Genomic DNA, 18,711 nt, shown 5'->3' with positions numbered 1-18,711 from the left:
CCTAATCTATTTTACCTTTTTTTATTTGTTTAAGCGATTCAATTCATCTGTTAATTCTAAAAATGCTCCATAATCATTATCTTCTAGTGCTAAATCAATTTGACTCCGTAACAGAGCTGCTTTTGCTTGCTTTTCTTCATGAGCAAAAAATGCGTTGATACTGTCGATGACATCTTCACTTACCTGCTCATTCCAGCGGGCATACGGATTATCTTCTAAAATTGATAAGTATTGGCTATTTTGCCAAGAGCCCTCAAATACACATTCCACATAAAGAGCTTCTTTCCAGTTCATACGAATTTCATGAAAAATCTGATCTGTATCTGTAAATTCTTTTCCTGATAAAAACAAACGGATTGGTTCATCGTCCATTTCTCTTGCCGTAACTTTTATTCCGCGAACTGTTTTATCCGCCTGCTCGATAAAATGAACATTATTCAAAATAGCTTCATGATTGATTAAATAATTCAAAATCCATAATACCTCTCTTTGACTAAACGAGATATTATTAACCAGCCAAATTAAAAATTCCTTTTTTTCTGCGACATTGACAAACATCGAATCACCTATCTTTCTTCAATATCATCTAATAGGGATTGTGCTTCAGTATCCCCTGGCTCGTGTTGAAGATAATGCTGTAATAATTCTTTCGCTTTTTCCATTTGTCCTTCTTCACGAAGAAAAACAGCATATTCTTTTAAAAATTCTGGTTCATGAGAAAGTTCTTGATACGCTTGTTCGAAATGCACTTTTGCTAAATCAAACTCTTCCAATTCATTATACGCATGAGCTAAATTCCATTCACCATAAGGATGTCCTTGCTCTTCCATTTGCTGTACAACTTCAATCACTTCATCAAAGCGATTTTCATTTAAATACAAATTGCTTAATGTAAGTCTTGTTTCATCTGTTTTTTCACCAAGCTCTAAGGCTTGTTTTAACAGAGATTCCGCTTTTTCAGTATCGTGTAATCGATAAGCATTCTCAGAAGCTAACTGATAAAGATCAACTTGGAAAGGATTTTCTTTGATTCCCTCCTCTAAAACTGTTCGCGCCTCATCCAATTGTTCTTCCTCTTGTAACGCCTCCCCTAATGATAAATACAACGATTGATAATGAGGATTCAACACTCTTAATTGCTGTAAAAGGGCAATTGCTTTTTGGTTTTCATGGAGCTGTAAGTACGTAAAGGCTAATTGGAATAAACGGTCATCTGTTTGCCCTTCTTCTAAGGCTTTTTCTAAAAATGGGATCGCATCTTCAAAGTCGCCTGACATGCTGCGACTGCTTCCTAATCGTTCGTTGAGTGAGATACTAGAGATTTCTGTCACTTGTGCTTCAAGAAGTTCTTGATACGCAGCTGCTGCTTCCTGAAATTGACCATTAGAGAAGTACAATTCCCCTAATGCAAACAAAATCAACGGTTCATCAGGCATTAATCGTTGGGCTTCTTTTAATTTTGACTCGCTCACTTCTGGAATACCGATGACTTGATATAAGTCCGCTGTTACAAGCAAGCTTTGAACATAGCTATCACTATCTTTCCCTACTTTTTCTAAATAAATAAACGCATCATCAATCAAATTATTTTCAATAGCAATTTCTGCTAGAGGGATATTAAGTCCATCTGCATCTGGAAAAATTGTCAATAAATGTTCAAAAACTAATTTTGCTTCTTCTAAAAACCCAAGTGACAATAATTCTTCGCCCAAATCAGCAAGTGTATCATCGTCATCTTTTCTAATTGCTTCTGCTAACATCAATTGTGCTTGAGCTAACTCTTCATTGTGTAATGCTTGGAGCATTTTTTCACTATACGTTGTCATTTTTTATCCTCTAATTTCTTTCAAAATAATTTTATATTGTTCTATTGTTGCCAGTAGGTCTTCTGTTGTGGGTTTTTGCAATTGATCAAGCACTCCAACTTCTTTTAATAAAGCAGCCTGCTCACCTCGTTCAACACATTTCAAAATACCTTCCACATACTCACTCACTAAAATTTGTTCAGGAAATTCAACTGGAAAACCTAATCGAATCAACCATATTATAAAATTTTTATAATGAAATGAAAACTGATTGACTTCTTGAGACCAAAGCAATTGCAATATACAGCCCAAAAAGCGTTTCATATAACCTGAGAGCAAATGACCATTCTGGGTTTCTAAAAAGCCCTGTTCAAACAATCGTCCGAATTGATCGATAGTTTCACCGTCGTTCTCATAATAGCGGATCATCTCATCTAACATGCCATTAAAAGACTGTTGATTCAACCGATTTGCATCACTGTAGTTTCTAAAAAGCATTCGCAAAAAATCATGGCTACAAACCAATCCACATCGAATAAATACAAGAAAATCGATTAATTTTCGATCCCCATGGTCTGTTGTTAGTGTACGATCATAGATGACTCTTCCTGCAAGAACTGGTCTTTGTAACACAGGATAGTTCTTTAATTCTATTTGGACTTCTGGAATTAGACTTTTACTTAATGATTGAATGGATAATGGCAAAAGCCAACAATCAGAATTCAGTACAGATGTTTCGTGTAAAAAGTTAGTTAATTGCACAACGCCTTCATTTCCTACACCCAAAAAAAGAAAGTCCTGCTGCTGATCAAAATTCGCTAAAAAGGCTAATACACTTTCCAATTCACTCATATTATTACAATGAGCATCATTCTTACAAATATACCAATCTAATTCTTGTTTGTCATCAAAAAACTGAATCAGTTTCTCCGAAAACAAATCATAATAGCGCTGATTAGTAATTAAAAAAAGATGTTTCGATTCAAATGAAGCTGATTTGATCTGGGAGGCAAAGGTCTCACCGTAAATAATGGTTGTCTGTAGCTGATTTTTCTTATAAACTAATTCCATCGACAACACTCCTCTTCTACATTTTACCATTAGTTGTGGTAAAACAGAAAGAGGGAGGATTTTTATTTTTGAAAAGCAAAGAACTTCAATCAATAATGCTTGTTCTTTTAATTCTCTTAAAGAACAGGCATTATTAATTCACTATTTTGTTCTAGATAGTCTAATTTACCTATGTAAAAAATTCTTAATTAGAGTTTATACTTAACTTGTTTCAAAGAACGACTAAGGTTTAGTGAAAAATAGCGCAGTTCATTAAACTTCAGTGTGTTTGAGAAACAGAGTGATTCAGTCTGATTTGAATAATTAGCATTTTCCATTGTTCATAGTTAAACGATTTTTTTCAAACATAACTAATTATTCTCTATCCTTTAAGCCAATCTGATCAGATTGGTTTTTATTCTGTCTTTTATTAGAATAAAAAGAAGAGCTTGGGACATAAGTCTTAAGACAAATAAAACAGAAGACCGAAAATCATAAAAATGTTTTTCAGTCTTTTATTTTTTAGATTATTGGGAGAATCCTTCATGTTTTCTAGCTTACTTAGCCTATATTTCCTTAAATTTACTGCGATTAACGCGAATCCAATTTCATTGTGTGCCTGTTGTTTCCCTCGAACAGAGAACCGAGTGAACCCTAAACAAGCCTTCAAATGTCCGAAAGCTGGTTCGACGTCAATTTTTCGTTGACGATAGAGTTTACCTGTTTCTTCTTCTGAAAGCAGCTGTTGAATTCTTGCTTTAAAGTATTCCCAATTCATGTTCTTTTGAATCTCACGATTCTTGTCACTCTTCGCTTTTGTACACTGGCTTCGAAGAGGACAATTCGAGCAGTCTTCACATTCATACCGTTTTAAATAACGTTTAAAGCCATATTTATCTGTACGAATAGAATAGTTTCGAAAATTCATTTTTCGTCCGTTTGGACAAAGAAACGTATCATCTAATTCCTGATACGACCAGTTTGCTGGAAGGAACGGATTTTGTTTAAACTTTTTCTTCTGTTCTTTATGGTACATGGCATAAGTGATGAGTGGTGTTCGCTCGTGATCCTCTAAAACCGCTTGATAGTTTTCTTCTCCTCCATAGCCGGCATCTGCGACAATATAGTTTGGCAGATCAAAGAAACGCTCTTTTAAAGTGGTTAAAAAAGGGCGCAATGTTCGTGTATCTGTTGGATTTGAGAAAAGATCATAGCCTAAAATATACTGACTGTTCGTGGCGATTTGAAGATTATAACCTGCTTTCAACTGACCATTTTTCATATGATCGTCTTTCATGCGCATAAAAGTGGCATCTAGATCAGTTCTAGAGTAACTGTTTCGTTGCCCTAAAATCTGTCTATGTTTTTGATAAGCGAGTTTTCGCTCTTTAAAGTCCTTGAAAAGTGTCCTTAATTTTTTAGGAATTTTTCGTTTAGAACGGATTGATTTGCGCGTAATTCCATCCTCTGCTTGTTCGATTTTTTCTGTAAACTTTTCGACAACATGCGCGAGATTTTCTTCAATCTTACCTAATTCAGTGACAGATAATTCTTTTGAGGACTCTCGCTCAATTTCAGGAATAATTTGATTCTTTAACAATTCATCGTAGAGAAAATTTGATTTTTCAGTAAGCTTTTTATCAAAGTTATCAATGGATTTTCTCCAAACAAAGGTGTATTTATTGGCGTTGGCTTCAATCTTTGTACCATCGATAAAAATGGCTTCTTCATCGATTAATTGTTCCTTGACTAATTGGCTACGGAACTGGACGAAGCACTCCCGAAGGAGTGCATTCACTAAAGGATTCACTCGAAAACGATTGATGGTTCGATAACTAGGTTGATAACTTTGAGTAAGCCACATCATGCGAATACTGTCTTTCGTCAAGGCTTCAATCTTGCGACCAGAAAATACAGATTGTGTGTAGGCACATAAAATCATCTTCATCATCATTTTCGGATGATAAGAAGAAGGCCCCATTTGATGATGAAAAGGAAGAAAGCGTTCCTCCGGAATACTTTCAACTAATTGATCAATGACAAACGCAATATCGTTTTTTTCTAACTGAAAACTAAAATCTAGAGGAAGAACGACTTGATTTGTGGTATAATTTTTAAACATAAGAACACCTCGCTGACTTATTTGTTTAGTCACTTTTATTTTAGCAAAGGTGTTCTTATTTTTGTACAAAAAAACAATCCAGATGCCAATCAATTTGACTGGTATCTGGATTTTTCGTTAGGACTTATGTCCCAAGCTCTTTATTCTGTCTTTTATTAGAATAAAAAGAAAGAACCCTTGAATAATCAAGGGTTCTAAGAACTGTCTTATTTAACAGCATCTTTCAACGCTTTACCTGGTTTGAACGCAGGTACTTTACTTGCAGCGATTTGAATTTCTTTACCAGTTTGTGGGTTACGTCCTTTGCGAGCCGCACGTTCGCGTACTTCAAAGTTACCAAAACCGATTAATTGAACTTTTTCACCTTTAGCAAGAGATTCTTGGATTGTTGAAAATACAGCATCCACTGCTGCAGTTGCGTCTTTTTTAGTTAAACCAGTTGAAGATGCAACGTTTTCGATTAATTCTGCTTTATTTGCCATGGATTATTTCACCTCCTCCACAAGGGATAGGATATCTAAAAGATATCTAATTTACGTTTATTTTTGAGTGGTCCAAAAATGACGTATAAATATTGAATTGGATCAATATTCTGTTATCACGATATCATAGGAAGCTTGTAATAGCAAGGTTTTTGATATGTTTTAACCAGTTTTTTTCAAAAATATCATTTTTTTTGATAACTCAACGAATTTATTTGTACATTTGAAAAAAGTGTGGTAAAATGCGCTACTTCCGCCTTCTTGGGATGATTTTGATCGGTGTTCCTTCAAAAGTAAAAGCTTTGCGAATTTGATTTTCTAAGAATCTTGCATAAGAAAAATGCATTAATTCCTCTTCATTTACAAAAATAACAAAGGTCGGTGGTTTAATAGCTACTTGCGTTCCATAGAATACCTTCAAACGTTTGCCTTTATCCGTCGGTGTTGGATTAATGGCGATGGCATCCATCACTACATCATTTAACAACGCAGAAGGAATACGAAGATTTTGATTCATGCTGACAAGTTCAATTAATTCCGGTAATTTATTTAAGCGTTGTTTTGTTAATGCCGAAACAAAGATAATCGGTGCATAATCAAGATAGCGAAACTCTTCTCTGATTTCTTCTTCAAAGTCACGCATCGTATTTGTTTCTTTTTCGACAGTATCCCATTTGTTGACAACAATGATGATACCGCGTCCTGCTTCATGGGCATATCCGGCAACCTTCTTATCTTGTTCACGAATACCCTCTTCAGCGTTTAAGACCATCAAAACAATGTCTGAGCGCTCAATCGCACGCATTGCACGCATAACACTGTATTTTTCTGTCGATTCATATACTTTTCCTCGTTTACGCATACCCGCTGTGTCAATCATCAAGAACTTTTGACCATCTTCTGATTCAAAATGTGTATCGATTGCATCACGAGTCGTGCCTTCAATTTCTGAGACGATCACACGATCTTCACCTAATATCGCATTGATCAATGATGATTTGCCCACATTAGGACGTCCAATCAAACTAAATTTGATCGTATCTTCATCTTCTTCTTCGATTTCAGTTGAGAAATGCTTAACAGCTTCATCGAGTACATCTCCAATACCTAAACCGTGACTTCCAGAAATAGGGAATGGATCGCCTAAACCTAGCGAATAAAATTCATAAATATCATTTCTCATTTCAGGATTATCAACTTTATTTACAGCTAAAATCACTGGTTTATTACTACGGTATAAAATTCTTGCTACTAATTCATCTGCATCTGTAACACCCTCTCTGCCGCTTGCGACAAAAATGATGACATCTGCTTCTTCAATAGCGATTTCAGCTTGATGCTTGATTTGATCCATAAACGGTTCATCACTTAAATCGATACCACCTGTATCAATAATGCTGAACTCACGTCCTAGCCACTCTCCTGTGGCATAAATACGGTCTCTTGTTACACCTGGTGTATCTTCTACAATAGAAATTCTCTCACCAGCTATACGGTTAAAAATCGTCGATTTCCCTACATTGGGGCGCCCGACAATTGCAATTGTTGGATTTGCCATTCAAATTACCTCCTTGACAAGTTTTCAATCTTTACTAGTTTACCTAAAGCTTGTCTAAGATGCAAGAAAAACTGATAAAATAAGCAAATTAAACCAATATCCTATCATTGATCTCTACATATTTAAGTAAATTATTCAAAAAAGCAGGTCAATCTCTTCATCAGTTCCGCAAATAATATCAAGCACAATACTCATCTGCAAATTTAAACATCGTTTATATCTACTGAAAATCAAATTAAATGATTTTTATCACTATTTTACTTACAAAAAAAGAACGAAGGTTTCCCTCCGTTCCGATTTTTTACTAAAACTATTCTGAATCAGAATCTTGTGCTTTTAAAGCATCACCTAAGATATCACCCATTGTGAAACCAGTGTTTTCTTCTGGCAACTCATATTCTTGGACATCTTTAGGTTCTTCTTGAGATTCGGGTTTGGCTTCTAAAGCTTTGATACTTAATGCAATACGGTGTTCTTCTGGATTAATTTCTAATACTTTCACTTTAATTGCTTCACCTTCTTGTAAAACTTCGTGAGGTGTTGCAATATGTTTGTGTGAAATTTGAGAAATGTGAACTAAGCCTTCAACACCTGGAAATACTTCAACAAATGCACCAAAGCTGGTTAAACGTTTGACCGTTCCATCAAGAACTGAACCAACTGCTGCTTTGTTTTCAATATCTTCCCAAGGTCCAGCTAATGTTTCTTTGATTGATAGAGAAACACGTTCTTCGTCTGGATTTATTGAAAGGATCTTCACTTTCACATCGTCACCGACTGTCAACACATCACTTGGTTTAGCAACATGTTGGTGGGCGATTTCAGAAACGTGAACTAATCCATCAATACCGCCTAAATCAATAAACGCACCAAAATCAGTTAAACGAGCAACTTTACCTTCAACGATATCGCCATCATGAAGAGTTGCTAAAATATCTTTTTTCTTAGAATTTTTCTCAGCAGCCACTACTGCTTTATGAGATAAAATCAAGCGATTTTCTGAAGGTTCGATCTCAATGATTTTGAAGGTCAAAGTTTGCCCTTTATATGCCGAAAAATCATCAACAAAATGGTCTTCTACCATTGATGCTGGTACAAATCCACGAACGCCAACATCAACCACTAAACCACCTTTAACCACATTGGTAACAGGTGCTTCGATGATTTTTCCTGCTTGGAAATCTTGCTCGATTTCTTCCCAAACTTTTTTAGCATCCAAACGACGTTTAGAAAGTAAATAGCTACCGTTTTCTTTATCCTTGCCGATTGACGTGATAACGACTAAATCTAAAGTGTCACCAACGTTCACTAATTCATTGATATCTTCTACTTGAGTTGTTGATAATTCTTTTGCTGGTACCACACCTTCAACGCCAGCGCCTTCAATACCAACAATTACTTGTTTGTCTTCAATAGCAAGAACTTCACCTTTAACGATGTCGCCAACACTCACTTCTTGAAAACTATTCATTGCATCTTCCATTGTTTCGTTGCTTATTTCCACTTTTTTCTCTTCTGTCATGAATACTTATCCTCCTATGCCACCAAAAAATTCGTAAAAACTGACCTACTCCTTTAATAGTACGGGATTTTGCTAAAAAAATAAAGCGATTTCTCTCATTTTCTTGTTTTTCTTGGATATTAGAAGAAATTTTCTTTCTTTAAGACAAAGAAAGTATAACTTTTCTCAGTCATACTTCTTTACAATTATTATGATAGGTTTCTTAACTTTTCGTTAGGATGATCTCTTCTATCGCTTTAACGACTGCTTCTATGTTCATGCCAGTCGTATCAATTTTCACTGCATCTTCTGCTTGTTTTAATGGAGACACTTCTCTCGTTGTATCAAGATAATCTCGGTGTTCGATTTCTTTTTTTAAGGTATCGAAGTCGGTTTCTATGCCTTTTTGTTGATTTTCTTTAAAACGTCTTTCAGCACGTTCTTCTACACTAGCAACTAAAAATATCTTGACTTGTGCATCAGGCAAGACCGCAGTCCCAATATCTCGTCCATCCATCACAACACCACCAGCACGACCGATTTTTTGCTGAAGCTCTACCATTTTTTCCCGAACAGCTCTATGTTTTGCAACAATCGAAACAGCATTTGTTACATCTGGCTGCCTGATTTCCTCTGTAACTTCTATTCCATCAACGAAAACAAGTTGTTCTTTCTCTGTTTGCTTGAATGAAATCGTATGGTCCAAAGATAATTTGACCAATTCTTTTTCGTTCTCAAAATCGATCTTCTTTTTGATTGCTAAATAAGTCAGTGCGCGATACATTGCACCTGTATCACAATAAATATAATTTAATTTTTTTGCTAAAATTTTAGCTACTGTGCTTTTTCCAGAAGATGCTGGTCCATCGATAGCAATACTTATCTTTTTCATAATGAACTCCTTTGTTTATCGCATAGTAAAAGAGTCTGGTACAAAACAAGATTGTTTTGTTTCAGACCCTCAAAAGTAAAGGTTGATTTATCTCTTTTGTTTACTCATTCAATTATTTAACGCGTAAAGACTGACCTGGTTGTAAAACAGAATCCAAACTTAAGCCGTTTAACTGCAATAGTTCTTCTGTTGTTATTCCATTTCTTGAAGCAACTTGATTTGGTCCTTCTCCATTCAACACTTCTGTATAAACAGCTGCTCCTTCTGCTTCACTTGTCGGTGTCGTTTCTTGCGGCACACTGCTTTCACCCGTTACGGCTTCTGAGGATGATGACGACTCTTGTGAAACGCTTGACGAAGTTGAACTGTCTTTTGTCGATGACTGAACAACTACAGATGATGACGGTTGACTCGCTTCTTTATTGTTAGGCTTATCTCTCATCACATAAAGATAGGTTCCAACAGGTAACGTAATGATCAATAATAATAGAATAACTAAAATTGTTAGAAAGACCGTATTGCCCTTTTTTTGTTGACGTTTTTCTGAGCGGGAGCCCCCAGCATTTTTATCTGTATCATAGATTGACTGCTCCCAAGGTTCACGTGCACCTGATGGTTTTTTATTATCTTTTTTACTCACGTATCGTTCCTCCTAAAATTCTCTCGTTTGCTATTATACCACAGCTTTTAAACAACTGCAGTTTAAAAAAAGATTATTTTGATTCTTTAAATAATCTTATTAAAATGTCCTCCCATTGTTCAGAGGTTTCGTTTTCTTCTGGTGATTGTACTATTTGACCTTTGTAATTGTCAAAGGATAAGCCACATCGATCACAACAATTTTCTTGTGTTATATCAGTCTTTTTTTCTGAAAAATACTGCTGAATGAATAGGCGGCGACAATTTTCTTCATTGATATAGCTTAACATAGTGTTCAACTGTTGTTGACGTTCTTTCTCTTTTCTTAATAATCTTTCTTCTAATTCTTCGATTGTATATTCATTTTCTAAATATCCTTGGAACCATTTTTGTTGAATTTCGTTTAACATCGTTAAAATCTGTTCTTGATTTTTTGATTGATATGAAACCAATTCATTTAAAAGACCTCGATCGAGTCTACTTTCAGACTGGAAATAATAATGAATGGATTCATCTCCTTTTCTATAAAGCAGGATTGCTACGCTAGCCTCACCATCACGACCAGCTCGTCCGATTTCTTGAACATAATTTTCTAAACTATCGGGACAATCATAATGAATGACGAAACGTACATCTGATTTATCGATCCCCATTCCAAAAGCATTTGTCGCACATAAAACATCTAATTCATTTGATACAAATTGCTGTTGTAGTAAGCTTCGTTCATTGGCTATCAAACCACCGTGATAAAATGCTGACTTCAAATGGGTCTCTTCCGTAATTAGTTGGTTGACTTTTTCAGCTGTTTTTCTGGTTGCACAGTAAATGATTCCTCTGTTTTTTAATTGTGTCAGGTAAGAAATCAAGGTGTCATTTTTTTCAGTAGTTTGATTGACAATCAACCCTATATTTGGTCGATTCACAGAAAAAATCACTTCTGAGATCACTTTGCGCTGGGAAAATACTTGTTTAATGATCTCTTTTTTTACGGCTGGAGTAGCTGTGGCAGTCAATGCTAAGGTCAATGGATAGCCACATTCTGCTTGGATCTTAGCTAATTTGGTATATTCGGGTCTAAAATCAACACCCCATTGGGAAACACAATGGGCTTCGTCTACTACAAATAATCCAATAGTTAAACTTGCTATTTTTTTTCGTACTTCTTTTTGGGTCAAGGTTTCAGGACTGATCAAAATGAATTTATAGTCATTCAGGTGATTTAGGACATATTGCTTTTCTGAAAAAGACAAGCTGCTGTTTAATGCGATAACACTCGTCTCTCCTTTTTTTTGAAGCTGAATCACTTGATCTTCCATTAATGACAATAATGGCGAAACGATAATTACTGTTCCTTTGACTAACTGTCCAAATAGTTGATAACACAAGGATTTTCCCGTTCCTGTAGGTAAAACAGCCAATGTGTCCTGCTTATTTAGCAACTGTTCGATGACTTCTTTTTGTCCTGGTTTGAATGTGCTAAACCCAAATTTATTTTGTAATACATGTTCTAAATTGATTGTCATTCGCTGGTTTCTCTTTCTGCTCTAATTTTTTGAATTTGATACAAACGAAATTCAAAATAGTCAAGTTCTGGATTGCTTTGTTTTGCTACACGATATTCCCAATCCTGATAGGGTTTTTTATAGTCTTTTAAATACTCACTAGTTGCGTTTGATATAAACTGTTCAAAGGGGAACTCTTCTGTTAAAGCGAATTCCATAAGATGATCTTTGATCGTACTTATTTTGACTCTTCTTTTCAGAGCCAATTCTTCAATTGATAGTTGCATTTTTAGATAAAGGACCGTTTCATTCATGCTTTTATTTTCATTTTGTTTAAATAAAGGAAGAATCAGTTGTCTCAAAAAACTACTCTCTGGCATTAGATAAATTGTAGCTAATAAATGATGGAGTTTTTCTTTTTTGAGAAGATATCCCTTTAATGTTTCTTTTTGATCTCCGATTAATTGAAAAGAAGTTTTCCCAATTTTTTGGTACCCAGAGAATTGTTGCGCAAAAAAACAAGCCTCTTCATTCGTTAATTGAGAAAAAATTTGAGTCCATTCTTTTTTTACGGTTTCGATCAACTGAGCTTTTGGCATCGATTTTATATACATTTTTACTTGTTTTTGAAACAATGGTGATTGCTCAAGTGGAACATACTGTTTGTTCGCGTAGGATAAATTTGAGACAACCTGCACCGTAAATTGTAATAACCGCCAAATTATTTCATCCGTTTTTCCAAAACGATAATTATTGATCCAAAAAAAATGATCCATATCATGTTCTATTGTTTGTTTGCCTGATTCTGTTATCTGTACCTCACCATCTAAAGTTTGAAGTAACAATTTTTCTTTAACTAAACTAGCCAGTAGATCATTAAATTGTTTTTCGGTTATTTCTGGAAATAAGTGAAAAAAAGGTAAATTGTCATACAAAAAACCATACAACAAAACTGAACTTGTACGTTTGCCTTTTAAAAGATGATACAAAGTTGAAGTCCGCACCTTGTATCCGTGCTGAAATAAAGCTAAAATAAAGGAAGGTTCCATATTTCCACCTCTTTCAATGATAGAATAGGATGTGCTCATATGTTATGTAAAATAATTCCTGAAAAATGTATTGCTTGCGGTTTATGTCAAGTCTATGCACCAGAAATTTTCGATTATAATGATGATGGGATCGTCATTTTGAAAAATGATCACCAAGCCCTTCATGAATTTGTTCCTGAATCTGAACGAAACAATGCTTTAACAGCGTACCGCAAATGTCCTGTTCGTGCAATAGAGATCACAGAAAAATAATACAAACTGAATTTTTTTCTCAATAATAAAAAGAGAAGAGGCTAGGACATAACTCTACGAGTTATACCCTAGCCTTAATAAATCCGAATAAACGGTGGGAGCAGAAGCAACTCCTTCGGAAATAAGTTGAAATTCACAAAAATTTGAAGAGCAATTTTCGTGAGTTTCCTCTTATTTCTCGGAGCTAAACACTTCTGTCCCAACCTCCTCTCCTTTTATTTTTATTTGATTGTTTTTAGCCAATCAATTAGTTGATCAGCAATCTCTTCTTGTTGTTTATCATTATTAATCTGAGCCGGCTTATCTCCTTTTTGTTCACCGTAGCTTCCGAACCCGGCATGATTTCCGCCTTTGATTTCATGAAAAACTGTTTGTTTAGGCAAGTATTTTTTTGATTGATCATAAGCTTGCCAATTTAAAACCCCATCTTCAGAACCCGTCAAAGATAGAACTGGACCTTTGAAATTCGCTAGACTGCCTTTTTCATCAGGATAACTTGCTAAAAAAAACACGCCTTTCAATCCATCATGGTTCTTATTTTCAACAGCAAATCGACTAGCCATAACGCCTCCTAATGAATGCCCACCAATGACATAATTAGTTAGATGATTCGATTGAATGATTTTCTCTGCTTTATTTTGCCCTAAAACGGCTAAATTCAAAGGTTGTTTTACCAAATACACTGAAAATCCAGCATCTGCTACTTTTTCAGCCCAAATACTATAACTAGTATTTTCAACCAATGCCCCTTGATAAAAAATAAGTGCTGGTTTTTCTTGATCTCCTTTAAAGAATAGTATGCCATTTTCGTCAGTTGCTTGTTGTGATGCCTCCAATGCAGCTGTAGTTGGCGTATAGGTTATTGTTTTTATGTAGAATAAACCTACTAAAATCAATGTTACAAGTACTCCGACAAACCAAAGCAGTCGTTTTTGCCACTTTTTCATTATTATCTCTCCATTCTTCACTTTCTTATTTTACCAGAAATTAAATAGTAATTAGACAATTTTGTCTTGATGATCAAAAAAATAAAAAGAGTGGGTCAGAAAAAACTCCTTCTGCCCCAACTTCTTTGTGTTTTTCACTATATATTTATTTACTTGATTGTTGTTTTTTTGTTCCCTAATTGATATTGTTTTCTAGAAAGCCATGGCAAAAGTTTTGCGTGTAGGACTAAGAAAACAGCACTCACAATCGCGCCTTTGATCAAATTGAATGGAATAATACCGATGGTAACATACTTTGCTAAAGACATTCCTAAAAATTGTCCTGCTGATACGCCGAATAATTTTAAATAAAGCGGCGTGATCACGAAGTAGTTTGCTACGCCCATAAAAACAGTTAAGGCAATTATTCCTGTAGAAATACCTAAAATCTTATTAGAAAGCTTGTCGCTTCCTCGTTTGAAAAAATAATACATCGGCAAGGTGAAGACTGTTGTTGCAAAGAAACTAGCCGCATCTCCTACTAAATTTTGTGGGGATGCCCCCGTCGTAAATAGATGCAATACAGATCGTATAAATGCTGTACTAATACCAGCTAACGGTCCGAATAAAAACATGCTGATCATGACTGGTATATCGCTAAAATCGATTTTCAAAAAACTGAAAGCAGGCATGATTGGAAATGCCACAAATTGTAAAACGACACCTATTGCTGCTAACATTGCTACACTTACCATTTTTTGTACCTTGTTGTTTCGCATATGAAATCCTCCTGTTAAGGACCCATCTTCAAACGAACTTTTCTAAATTGAATTTCCCAGCGATTACTCTTGTGTTACTGCAAGTTCTTTCTTAATCGAATGATAAAATTTTTTTTAGCTATATAATGCTGATTTAATAGCCATTTTACTATTAATCATTGTTCAGTCATTAGGTGAATTATATTGTTTCGTCGTGAAAGTGATTCACTTATCGTTAGTTTTAGTACGAAAGTAATTACTCTCACTTTGTTCGCCAATAACTGTCTTATTCTTCGATCAACTAAACTATTTCACAGCAAAAACTCTATTTTCCTGCAGGGAAAATAGAGTAGAGTTATCTTATCTGAAAAATGCCAATTCAAATAAGCCCTATCTTCTTTATCCAGACTTTACTGTCGGTATTGGAATTTCACCAATTCAGCCACCTCAAATGAAGTAGGTCGTGGACTATAACCACCGGTCGGGAATTTCACCCTGCCCCTGAAGACGAACCTTTATTTAATTTTTGTACACTTTCAGTATACAACTTTTATAGAAAAAAGCAATATTTTTGTTCAGTAAGTCACATATTAAATCTTCGTACGCGACTTTTAAAAAAATGAATCAAAACTAAGTATAGTCTTGACTCATCTACTTAAGAATATTTATTTAGATTGGTTCATTAAAACACTGATCTCTTTTTTATTTAAATTACGATATTCACCCGGGCGTAACCCTTTCAACGTTAAATCACCATATTTTTCTCTTTTAAGTTTTTGCACTGGATAACCTACAGCCTGAAGCATTTTTTTCACTTGGTGATTACGACCTTCGTGTATGGTTAATTCTACTATGCTCGTATTTGTTTTTAAATCGACAGAGATAATCTCAAAAGCGGCTGGCGCTGTCTTGTAGCCTTCGATTTTCATTCCTTTAGTCAGTGGAAGCAAATCATGTTTTTTTGCTAATCCTTTGACTTTTGCTACATAAACTTTATCAATTTCATGACTTGGGTGAGTCAATTTTTGAGAAAATTCCCCATCATTCGTCAGTAGTAATAAGCCTGATGTATCATAATCTAATCTACCAACAGGATAAATACGTTCTTTGATGTGGGAGAAAAAATCCGTTACGACTTTTCTTCCTTTATCATCTGAAACAGCTGAAATTACACCTTTAGGTTTATAGAAAAGATAGTATCCATATTCTTCCTTATAAATTGGGACGTCATCTACTTCAACTTTGTCATTTTTTCCTACTTGTGTTCCTAATTCTCTAATGATTTTTCCGTTTACTTTGACACGTCCATTGACGATATATTCTTCTGCTTTTCTGCGTGATGCGATTCCAGCGTGTGCGATTACTTTTTGAAGTCTTTCCATCTAGTTTTCTTCCTCCGATTCGTTTATGTCCGTTGTTGCTTCTTTATTCAATTCTTTGTAACGGTCGAAAAAGAGGTCTAATGGTAACTCTTCTGCGATTTCTTCTTCCATTTGATGGATATCCGGTAATTCTTCTAGAGATCTTAAACCAAAATAATCCATAAAATAAGCGGTCGTACCGTATAAAATAGCTCGACCAGGTCCGTCTACCCGTCCTTTTTCTTCGATCAATTGACGCGCAACTAATTTTTGCATTGAGCCTGCCGACTGGACTCCTCTGATTTCATCTACTTCTACTCTTGAAATTGGTTGCTTGTACGCAACAATCGATAAGGTCTCAAGGGCAGCTTGAGACAGAGAATTTGAGATAGGTGATTGTGCATATTTTTTTAGTAACGGCGCAAAGGCTTTCTTAGTGGACAATATAAAATGATTGCCTACCTCTAAAATATTTAAAGCTGCTTGTTTATCTGCTTCATAGCGTTCTTTTAAAGCGGTCAACGCTTCGTATGTTTTGGCGGTGGATAACTCTAGTAAATAAGATAATTCTTCTAATCCAATTCCTTCTTCACCGACTACAAATAGAATCGCTTCAATCTGACTAACTGTGGTCACGCTGTTTCCTCCGTACTTGATTCAATCTCTTCAGACGTATTATACAATAAAATCGTACTATAATTGTCTTCTTGTTCTACATGAACGACTCCTTTTTTCATTAATTCTAACAAAGCCATAAAAGTAGTCACAACTTCTTGTTTAGAATATGACGTGAAAAAAGATTCGAAATTTATCGGTGTATTCCGATCGATTTGAGACATTTTTTGAGTGATCATCATAATTTTTTCTTCAATCGATACATCGTCGCCCGTAACAGTCGTTTCGACTGGCTGACGGCTTTTCTTTTTCTCTAACATTGCATGAAAAGCAAGGAACAAATCAATCGTGTTCAATTGATTTGGTTGTAGTAAGGGATTCTCTTCTTTATACTCATCAATATCCATTGGTTCTTTGGTATAATAAAGACTTCTTTCCGATTCTTTTTCATGCAAAAGACCTGCTGCATATTTAAATTTTCGGTATTCTACTAATTGAGCAACCAAAGCATCTCGTGGATCTTCACCATCGAGAATCTCATCATCTTCAGTCATTTCTAATTCTTGTTTTGGTAAAAGCATCTTACTTTTGATTGCCATCAAGGTTGCCGCCATCACTAAATATTCCCCAGCAATTTCTAACTCTAATGTTTTCATTGTATGAATATAATTCATGTACTGCTCTGTTACTGCAGCGATTGGAATATCATAAATATCAATTTCCAATTTTTGAATCAAATGTAAGAGAAGATCGAGAGGTCCTTCGAATACATCCAATTTCACATTAATTTCCTGCAAAATCATCCAACTTTCTTTTTCAACTCTTTAGTTTACCATAAAACTCACGCATTGTGTTCTTTCCACTTAGATAAATATGTTGATGTTGCTAATGTCCCATAAATTTTTGTCTCAGGATACAATTGTGCCACTTCGTTTAACAAATCAAATCCTAATTTTTCGCCTCTGAAAGAAGGATTGATCGATATATCATGTAAAATCATTGCCTCAGATGTTTCGATCTCAATTCCCACAATTCCTTGAATATTTTGTTCACCTTCTGGCGTCCAAAAAAGCAAATGTAAATCAGCATCCGTTTCATACATGTCTATTTCTTTTAGCAGTGAGTGATACTTCGTTAATTTTTGATGGAAACTTAATAAACCCATCGCAATTTTTCGTTGCTCTTTTCGATAATAGTTTAACATGATCTCACCTTCTTTCTTTTACTACAATCAAGCTCTAGGAAAATGCTGTTTATAGACATCTGCCATTCTTTGTTTGGTAATATGGGTATAAATCTGTGTCGTAGAAATATCCGCATGTCCTAAAAGTTCTTGAACAATTCTCAAATCAGCACCATTTTCCAATAAATGGGTGGCAAAACTATGCCGTAACGTATGAGGGGTAATATTTTTGTTGATACCAGCCTCTTGAACGATTTTGTTTAAATTTTTCCAAACCCCTTGACGTGATAGAGGCTTACCATGATGGTTGACAAATAATCGTGTTTCATTTTGATTTTTTTTGATCAATGTAGGACGCGCTTCTTCTAGATACTTTTCGATCCATTGAATCGCATAATCACCTAAAGGAATAATCCGTTCTTTATCTCCTTTACCAATCGTTTGTAATAACCCCATCGACAAATGTAAATCACCTATCTTCAAATCAACTAATTCACTTACCCGTAAGCCCGTCGCATACATGACCTCTAAAATTGTTCGATTTCTTATGCCTAAAGGTTTTGTCGTATCAGGTGTTTCGATTAATTTAGTCACTTCTTCTACTGAAAGTGTATTTGGAAGTTTTTGTGCTTTTTTGGGCGAATCTATATGTTGCATAGGATCATGATCTGTGAATCCTTCTTGCCTTAAAAATTGATGAAAACCTCTTAAACTTGAAATCATTCGAATGATCGTTGCAGACGAATTGTGCTCATTATGCAAGGTTTGTAAATATTCCATAATTATGTAACGATCGATCAATTGCCATTGGTCTATTTTTTGTTCTTTTAAAAATAATAAATATTTATGTAGGTCTCTTTCATAGCTTTTCCTCGTATTAAGAGAAAGTCCTCGTTCTATTTGTAAGTAATGCAGATAGTCAATGATTTGTTCTTCCATCTATTTTACCTCATTTCTTTTTATTATCATATCAAAGAATTCTAGCCTATGTATAGTAAAATCAGCAAGAATAGATT

General features: G+C 35.0%; 19 protein-coding genes and 1 riboswitch. Of the genes, 1 reads left to right on the top strand and 18 read right to left on the bottom strand.

The window, feature by feature from the left end:
- Positions 1 to 21: 21 nt before the first annotated feature.
- The 11 genes from AC4BC4_RS07725 to AC4BC4_RS07675 form a co-directional block, all read right to left on the bottom strand.
- Positions 22 to 558 carry a ReoY family proteolytic degradation factor gene (locus AC4BC4_RS07725; RefSeq protein ID WP_438756041.1) on the bottom strand — a complete coding sequence of 179 codons (537 nt, stop codon included), beginning with the start codon at positions 556 to 558 and terminating at the stop codon, positions 22 to 24.
- A gap of 8 nt (positions 559 to 566) precedes the next feature.
- On the bottom strand, positions 567 to 1,826 hold the full coding sequence (locus tag AC4BC4_RS07720) for a tetratricopeptide repeat protein (RefSeq protein ID WP_490477306.1): 1,260 nt from the start codon (positions 1,824 to 1,826) through the stop codon (positions 567 to 569).
- A 3-nt stretch (positions 1,827 to 1,829) separates the two neighbouring features.
- Entirely contained in the window at positions 1,830 to 2,876 is a 1,047-nt protein-coding gene (locus tag AC4BC4_RS07715; RefSeq protein WP_490477305.1) for a hypothetical protein, read from the bottom strand.
- Positions 2,877 to 3,318: 442 nt separating this feature from the next.
- A complete protein-coding gene (locus AC4BC4_RS07710) occupies positions 3,319 to 4,977 on the bottom strand; it encodes an IS1182 family transposase (protein WP_490477345.1) in 1,659 nt (552 codons plus the stop codon).
- A 206-nt stretch (positions 4,978 to 5,183) separates the two neighbouring features.
- Positions 5,184 to 5,459 carry an HU family DNA-binding protein gene (locus tag AC4BC4_RS07705; protein ID WP_010761417.1) on the bottom strand — a complete coding sequence of 92 codons (276 nt, stop codon included), beginning with the start codon at positions 5,457 to 5,459 and terminating at the stop codon, positions 5,184 to 5,186.
- 247 nt (positions 5,460 to 5,706) lie between these two features.
- Positions 5,707 to 7,017: a ribosome biogenesis GTPase Der gene (gene der / locus AC4BC4_RS07700; RefSeq protein ID WP_490477304.1), complete on the bottom strand. Its 1,311-nt coding sequence runs from the start codon at positions 7,015 to 7,017 to the stop codon at positions 5,707 to 5,709.
- A 310-nt stretch (positions 7,018 to 7,327) separates the two neighbouring features.
- Complete coding sequence (gene rpsA, locus AC4BC4_RS07695) at positions 7,328 to 8,539, bottom strand: 30S ribosomal protein S1 (protein ID WP_490477303.1); 1,212 nt, start codon at positions 8,537 to 8,539, stop codon at positions 7,328 to 7,330.
- Positions 8,540 to 8,741: 202 nt separating this feature from the next.
- Positions 8,742 to 9,410 carry a (d)CMP kinase gene (gene cmk / locus AC4BC4_RS07690; RefSeq protein WP_438756047.1) on the bottom strand — a complete coding sequence of 223 codons (669 nt, stop codon included), beginning with the start codon at positions 9,408 to 9,410 and terminating at the stop codon, positions 8,742 to 8,744.
- A gap of 112 nt (positions 9,411 to 9,522) precedes the next feature.
- A complete protein-coding gene (locus tag AC4BC4_RS07685; protein WP_438756048.1) occupies positions 9,523 to 10,050 on the bottom strand; it encodes an SAG1386/EF1546 family surface-associated protein in 528 nt (175 codons plus the stop codon).
- 73 nt (positions 10,051 to 10,123) lie between these two features.
- Positions 10,124 to 11,572 carry a RecQ family ATP-dependent DNA helicase gene (locus tag AC4BC4_RS07680; protein ID WP_490477302.1) on the bottom strand — a complete coding sequence of 483 codons (1,449 nt, stop codon included), beginning with the start codon at positions 11,570 to 11,572 and terminating at the stop codon, positions 10,124 to 10,126.
- On the bottom strand, positions 11,569 to 12,600 hold the full coding sequence (locus AC4BC4_RS07675; protein ID WP_490477301.1) for a YpbB family protein: 1,032 nt from the start codon (positions 12,598 to 12,600) through the stop codon (positions 11,569 to 11,571). Before AC4BC4_RS07675 ends, AC4BC4_RS07680 begins: the two co-directional genes overlap by 4 nt.
- Positions 12,601 to 12,639: 39 nt before the next feature.
- Between AC4BC4_RS07675 and AC4BC4_RS07670 the strand changes: the two genes are divergently transcribed.
- On the top strand, positions 12,640 to 12,852 hold the full coding sequence (locus AC4BC4_RS07670; protein ID WP_490477300.1) for a ferredoxin: 213 nt from the start codon (positions 12,640 to 12,642) through the stop codon (positions 12,850 to 12,852).
- Between the two features lie 221 nt (positions 12,853 to 13,073).
- On the opposite strand, the gene AC4BC4_RS07665 is transcribed toward AC4BC4_RS07670, so the two are convergent.
- The 7 genes from AC4BC4_RS07665 to xerD all read right to left on the bottom strand — a co-directional run bounded on the left by AC4BC4_RS07665 (position 13,074) and on the right by xerD (position 18,634).
- Positions 13,074 to 13,799 (bottom strand): alpha/beta hydrolase, encoded by a 726-nt coding sequence (locus AC4BC4_RS07665; RefSeq protein ID WP_490477299.1) that lies wholly within the window; start codon positions 13,797 to 13,799, stop codon positions 13,074 to 13,076.
- A gap of 149 nt (positions 13,800 to 13,948) precedes the next feature.
- Positions 13,949 to 14,557 (bottom strand): ECF transporter S component, encoded by a 609-nt coding sequence (locus AC4BC4_RS07660; protein ID WP_438756055.1) that lies wholly within the window; start codon positions 14,555 to 14,557, stop codon positions 13,949 to 13,951.
- 367 nt (positions 14,558 to 14,924) lie between these two features.
- A riboswitch (FMN riboswitch) is annotated at positions 14,925 to 15,049 on the bottom strand.
- Positions 15,050 to 15,201: 152 nt separating this feature from the next.
- The gene (locus tag AC4BC4_RS07655; RefSeq protein ID WP_010761429.1) at positions 15,202 to 15,918 is read right to left on the bottom strand and encodes a pseudouridine synthase; all 717 of its coding nucleotides are present in this window, start codon (positions 15,916 to 15,918) and stop codon (positions 15,202 to 15,204) included.
- A complete protein-coding gene (scpB, locus tag AC4BC4_RS07650) occupies positions 15,919 to 16,533 on the bottom strand; it encodes an SMC-Scp complex subunit ScpB (RefSeq protein WP_438756057.1) in 615 nt (204 codons plus the stop codon).
- Positions 16,530 to 17,309 (bottom strand): segregation/condensation protein A, encoded by a 780-nt coding sequence (locus AC4BC4_RS07645; RefSeq protein ID WP_490477298.1) that lies wholly within the window; start codon positions 17,307 to 17,309, stop codon positions 16,530 to 16,532. Before AC4BC4_RS07645 ends, scpB begins: the two co-directional genes overlap by 4 nt.
- Before the next feature lie 44 nt (positions 17,310 to 17,353).
- Positions 17,354 to 17,716 carry a GNAT family N-acetyltransferase gene (locus AC4BC4_RS07640; protein ID WP_438756058.1) on the bottom strand — a complete coding sequence of 121 codons (363 nt, stop codon included), beginning with the start codon at positions 17,714 to 17,716 and terminating at the stop codon, positions 17,354 to 17,356.
- A gap of 27 nt (positions 17,717 to 17,743) precedes the next feature.
- A complete protein-coding gene (gene xerD, locus AC4BC4_RS07635; protein WP_490477297.1) occupies positions 17,744 to 18,634 on the bottom strand; it encodes a site-specific tyrosine recombinase XerD in 891 nt (296 codons plus the stop codon).
- Positions 18,635 to 18,711: the final 77 nt, after the last annotated feature.

The sequence above is a fragment of the Enterococcus sp. AMC1086 genome, from assembly GCF_058216575.1.
The sequence above is the reverse complement of the archived record's forward strand: the minus strand, read 5'-3'. Positions and strand labels throughout refer to the sequence as shown.

Excerpts from the sequence above, each read along its gene's own strand:
- AC4BC4_RS07680 (WP_490477302.1), bottom strand. The coding sequence starts at position 11,572 with ATGACAATCAATTTAGAACATGTATTACAAAATAAATTTGGGTTTAGC.
- AC4BC4_RS07725 (WP_438756041.1), bottom strand. The coding sequence starts at position 558 with ATGTTTGTCAATGTCGCAGAAAAAAAGGAATTTTTAATTTGGCTGGTT.
- xerD (WP_490477297.1), bottom strand. The coding sequence starts at position 18,634 with ATGGAAGAACAAATCATTGACTATCTGCATTACTTACAAATAGAACGA.
- rpsA (WP_490477303.1), bottom strand. The coding sequence starts at position 8,539 with ATGACAGAAGAGAAAAAAGTGGAAATAAGCAACGAAACAATGGAAGAT.
- AC4BC4_RS07670 (WP_490477300.1), top strand. The coding sequence starts at position 12,640 with ATGTTATGTAAAATAATTCCTGAAAAATGTATTGCTTGCGGTTTATGT.
- AC4BC4_RS07715 (WP_490477305.1), bottom strand. The coding sequence starts at position 2,876 with ATGGAATTAGTTTATAAGAAAAATCAGCTACAGACAACCATTATTTAC.
- AC4BC4_RS07710 (WP_490477345.1), bottom strand. The coding sequence starts at position 4,977 with ATGTTTAAAAATTATACCACAAATCAAGTCGTTCTTCCTCTAGATTTT.
- AC4BC4_RS07705 (WP_010761417.1), bottom strand. The coding sequence starts at position 5,459 with ATGGCAAATAAAGCAGAATTAATCGAAAACGTTGCATCTTCAACTGGT.
- AC4BC4_RS07640 (WP_438756058.1), bottom strand. The coding sequence starts at position 17,716 with ATGTTAAACTATTATCGAAAAGAGCAACGAAAAATTGCGATGGGTTTA.
- AC4BC4_RS07720 (WP_490477306.1), bottom strand. The coding sequence starts at position 1,826 with ATGACAACGTATAGTGAAAAAATGCTCCAAGCATTACACAATGAAGAG.
- cmk (WP_438756047.1), bottom strand. The coding sequence starts at position 9,410 with ATGAAAAAGATAAGTATTGCTATCGATGGACCAGCATCTTCTGGAAAA.
- AC4BC4_RS07675 (WP_490477301.1), bottom strand. The coding sequence starts at position 12,600 with ATGGAACCTTCCTTTATTTTAGCTTTATTTCAGCACGGATACAAGGTG.
- AC4BC4_RS07655 (WP_010761429.1), bottom strand. The coding sequence starts at position 15,918 with ATGGAAAGACTTCAAAAAGTAATCGCACACGCTGGAATCGCATCACGC.
- AC4BC4_RS07660 (WP_438756055.1), bottom strand. The coding sequence starts at position 14,557 with ATGCGAAACAACAAGGTACAAAAAATGGTAAGTGTAGCAATGTTAGCA.
- AC4BC4_RS07665 (WP_490477299.1), bottom strand. The coding sequence starts at position 13,799 with ATGAAAAAGTGGCAAAAACGACTGCTTTGGTTTGTCGGAGTACTTGTA.
- der (WP_490477304.1), bottom strand. The coding sequence starts at position 7,017 with ATGGCAAATCCAACAATTGCAATTGTCGGGCGCCCCAATGTAGGGAAA.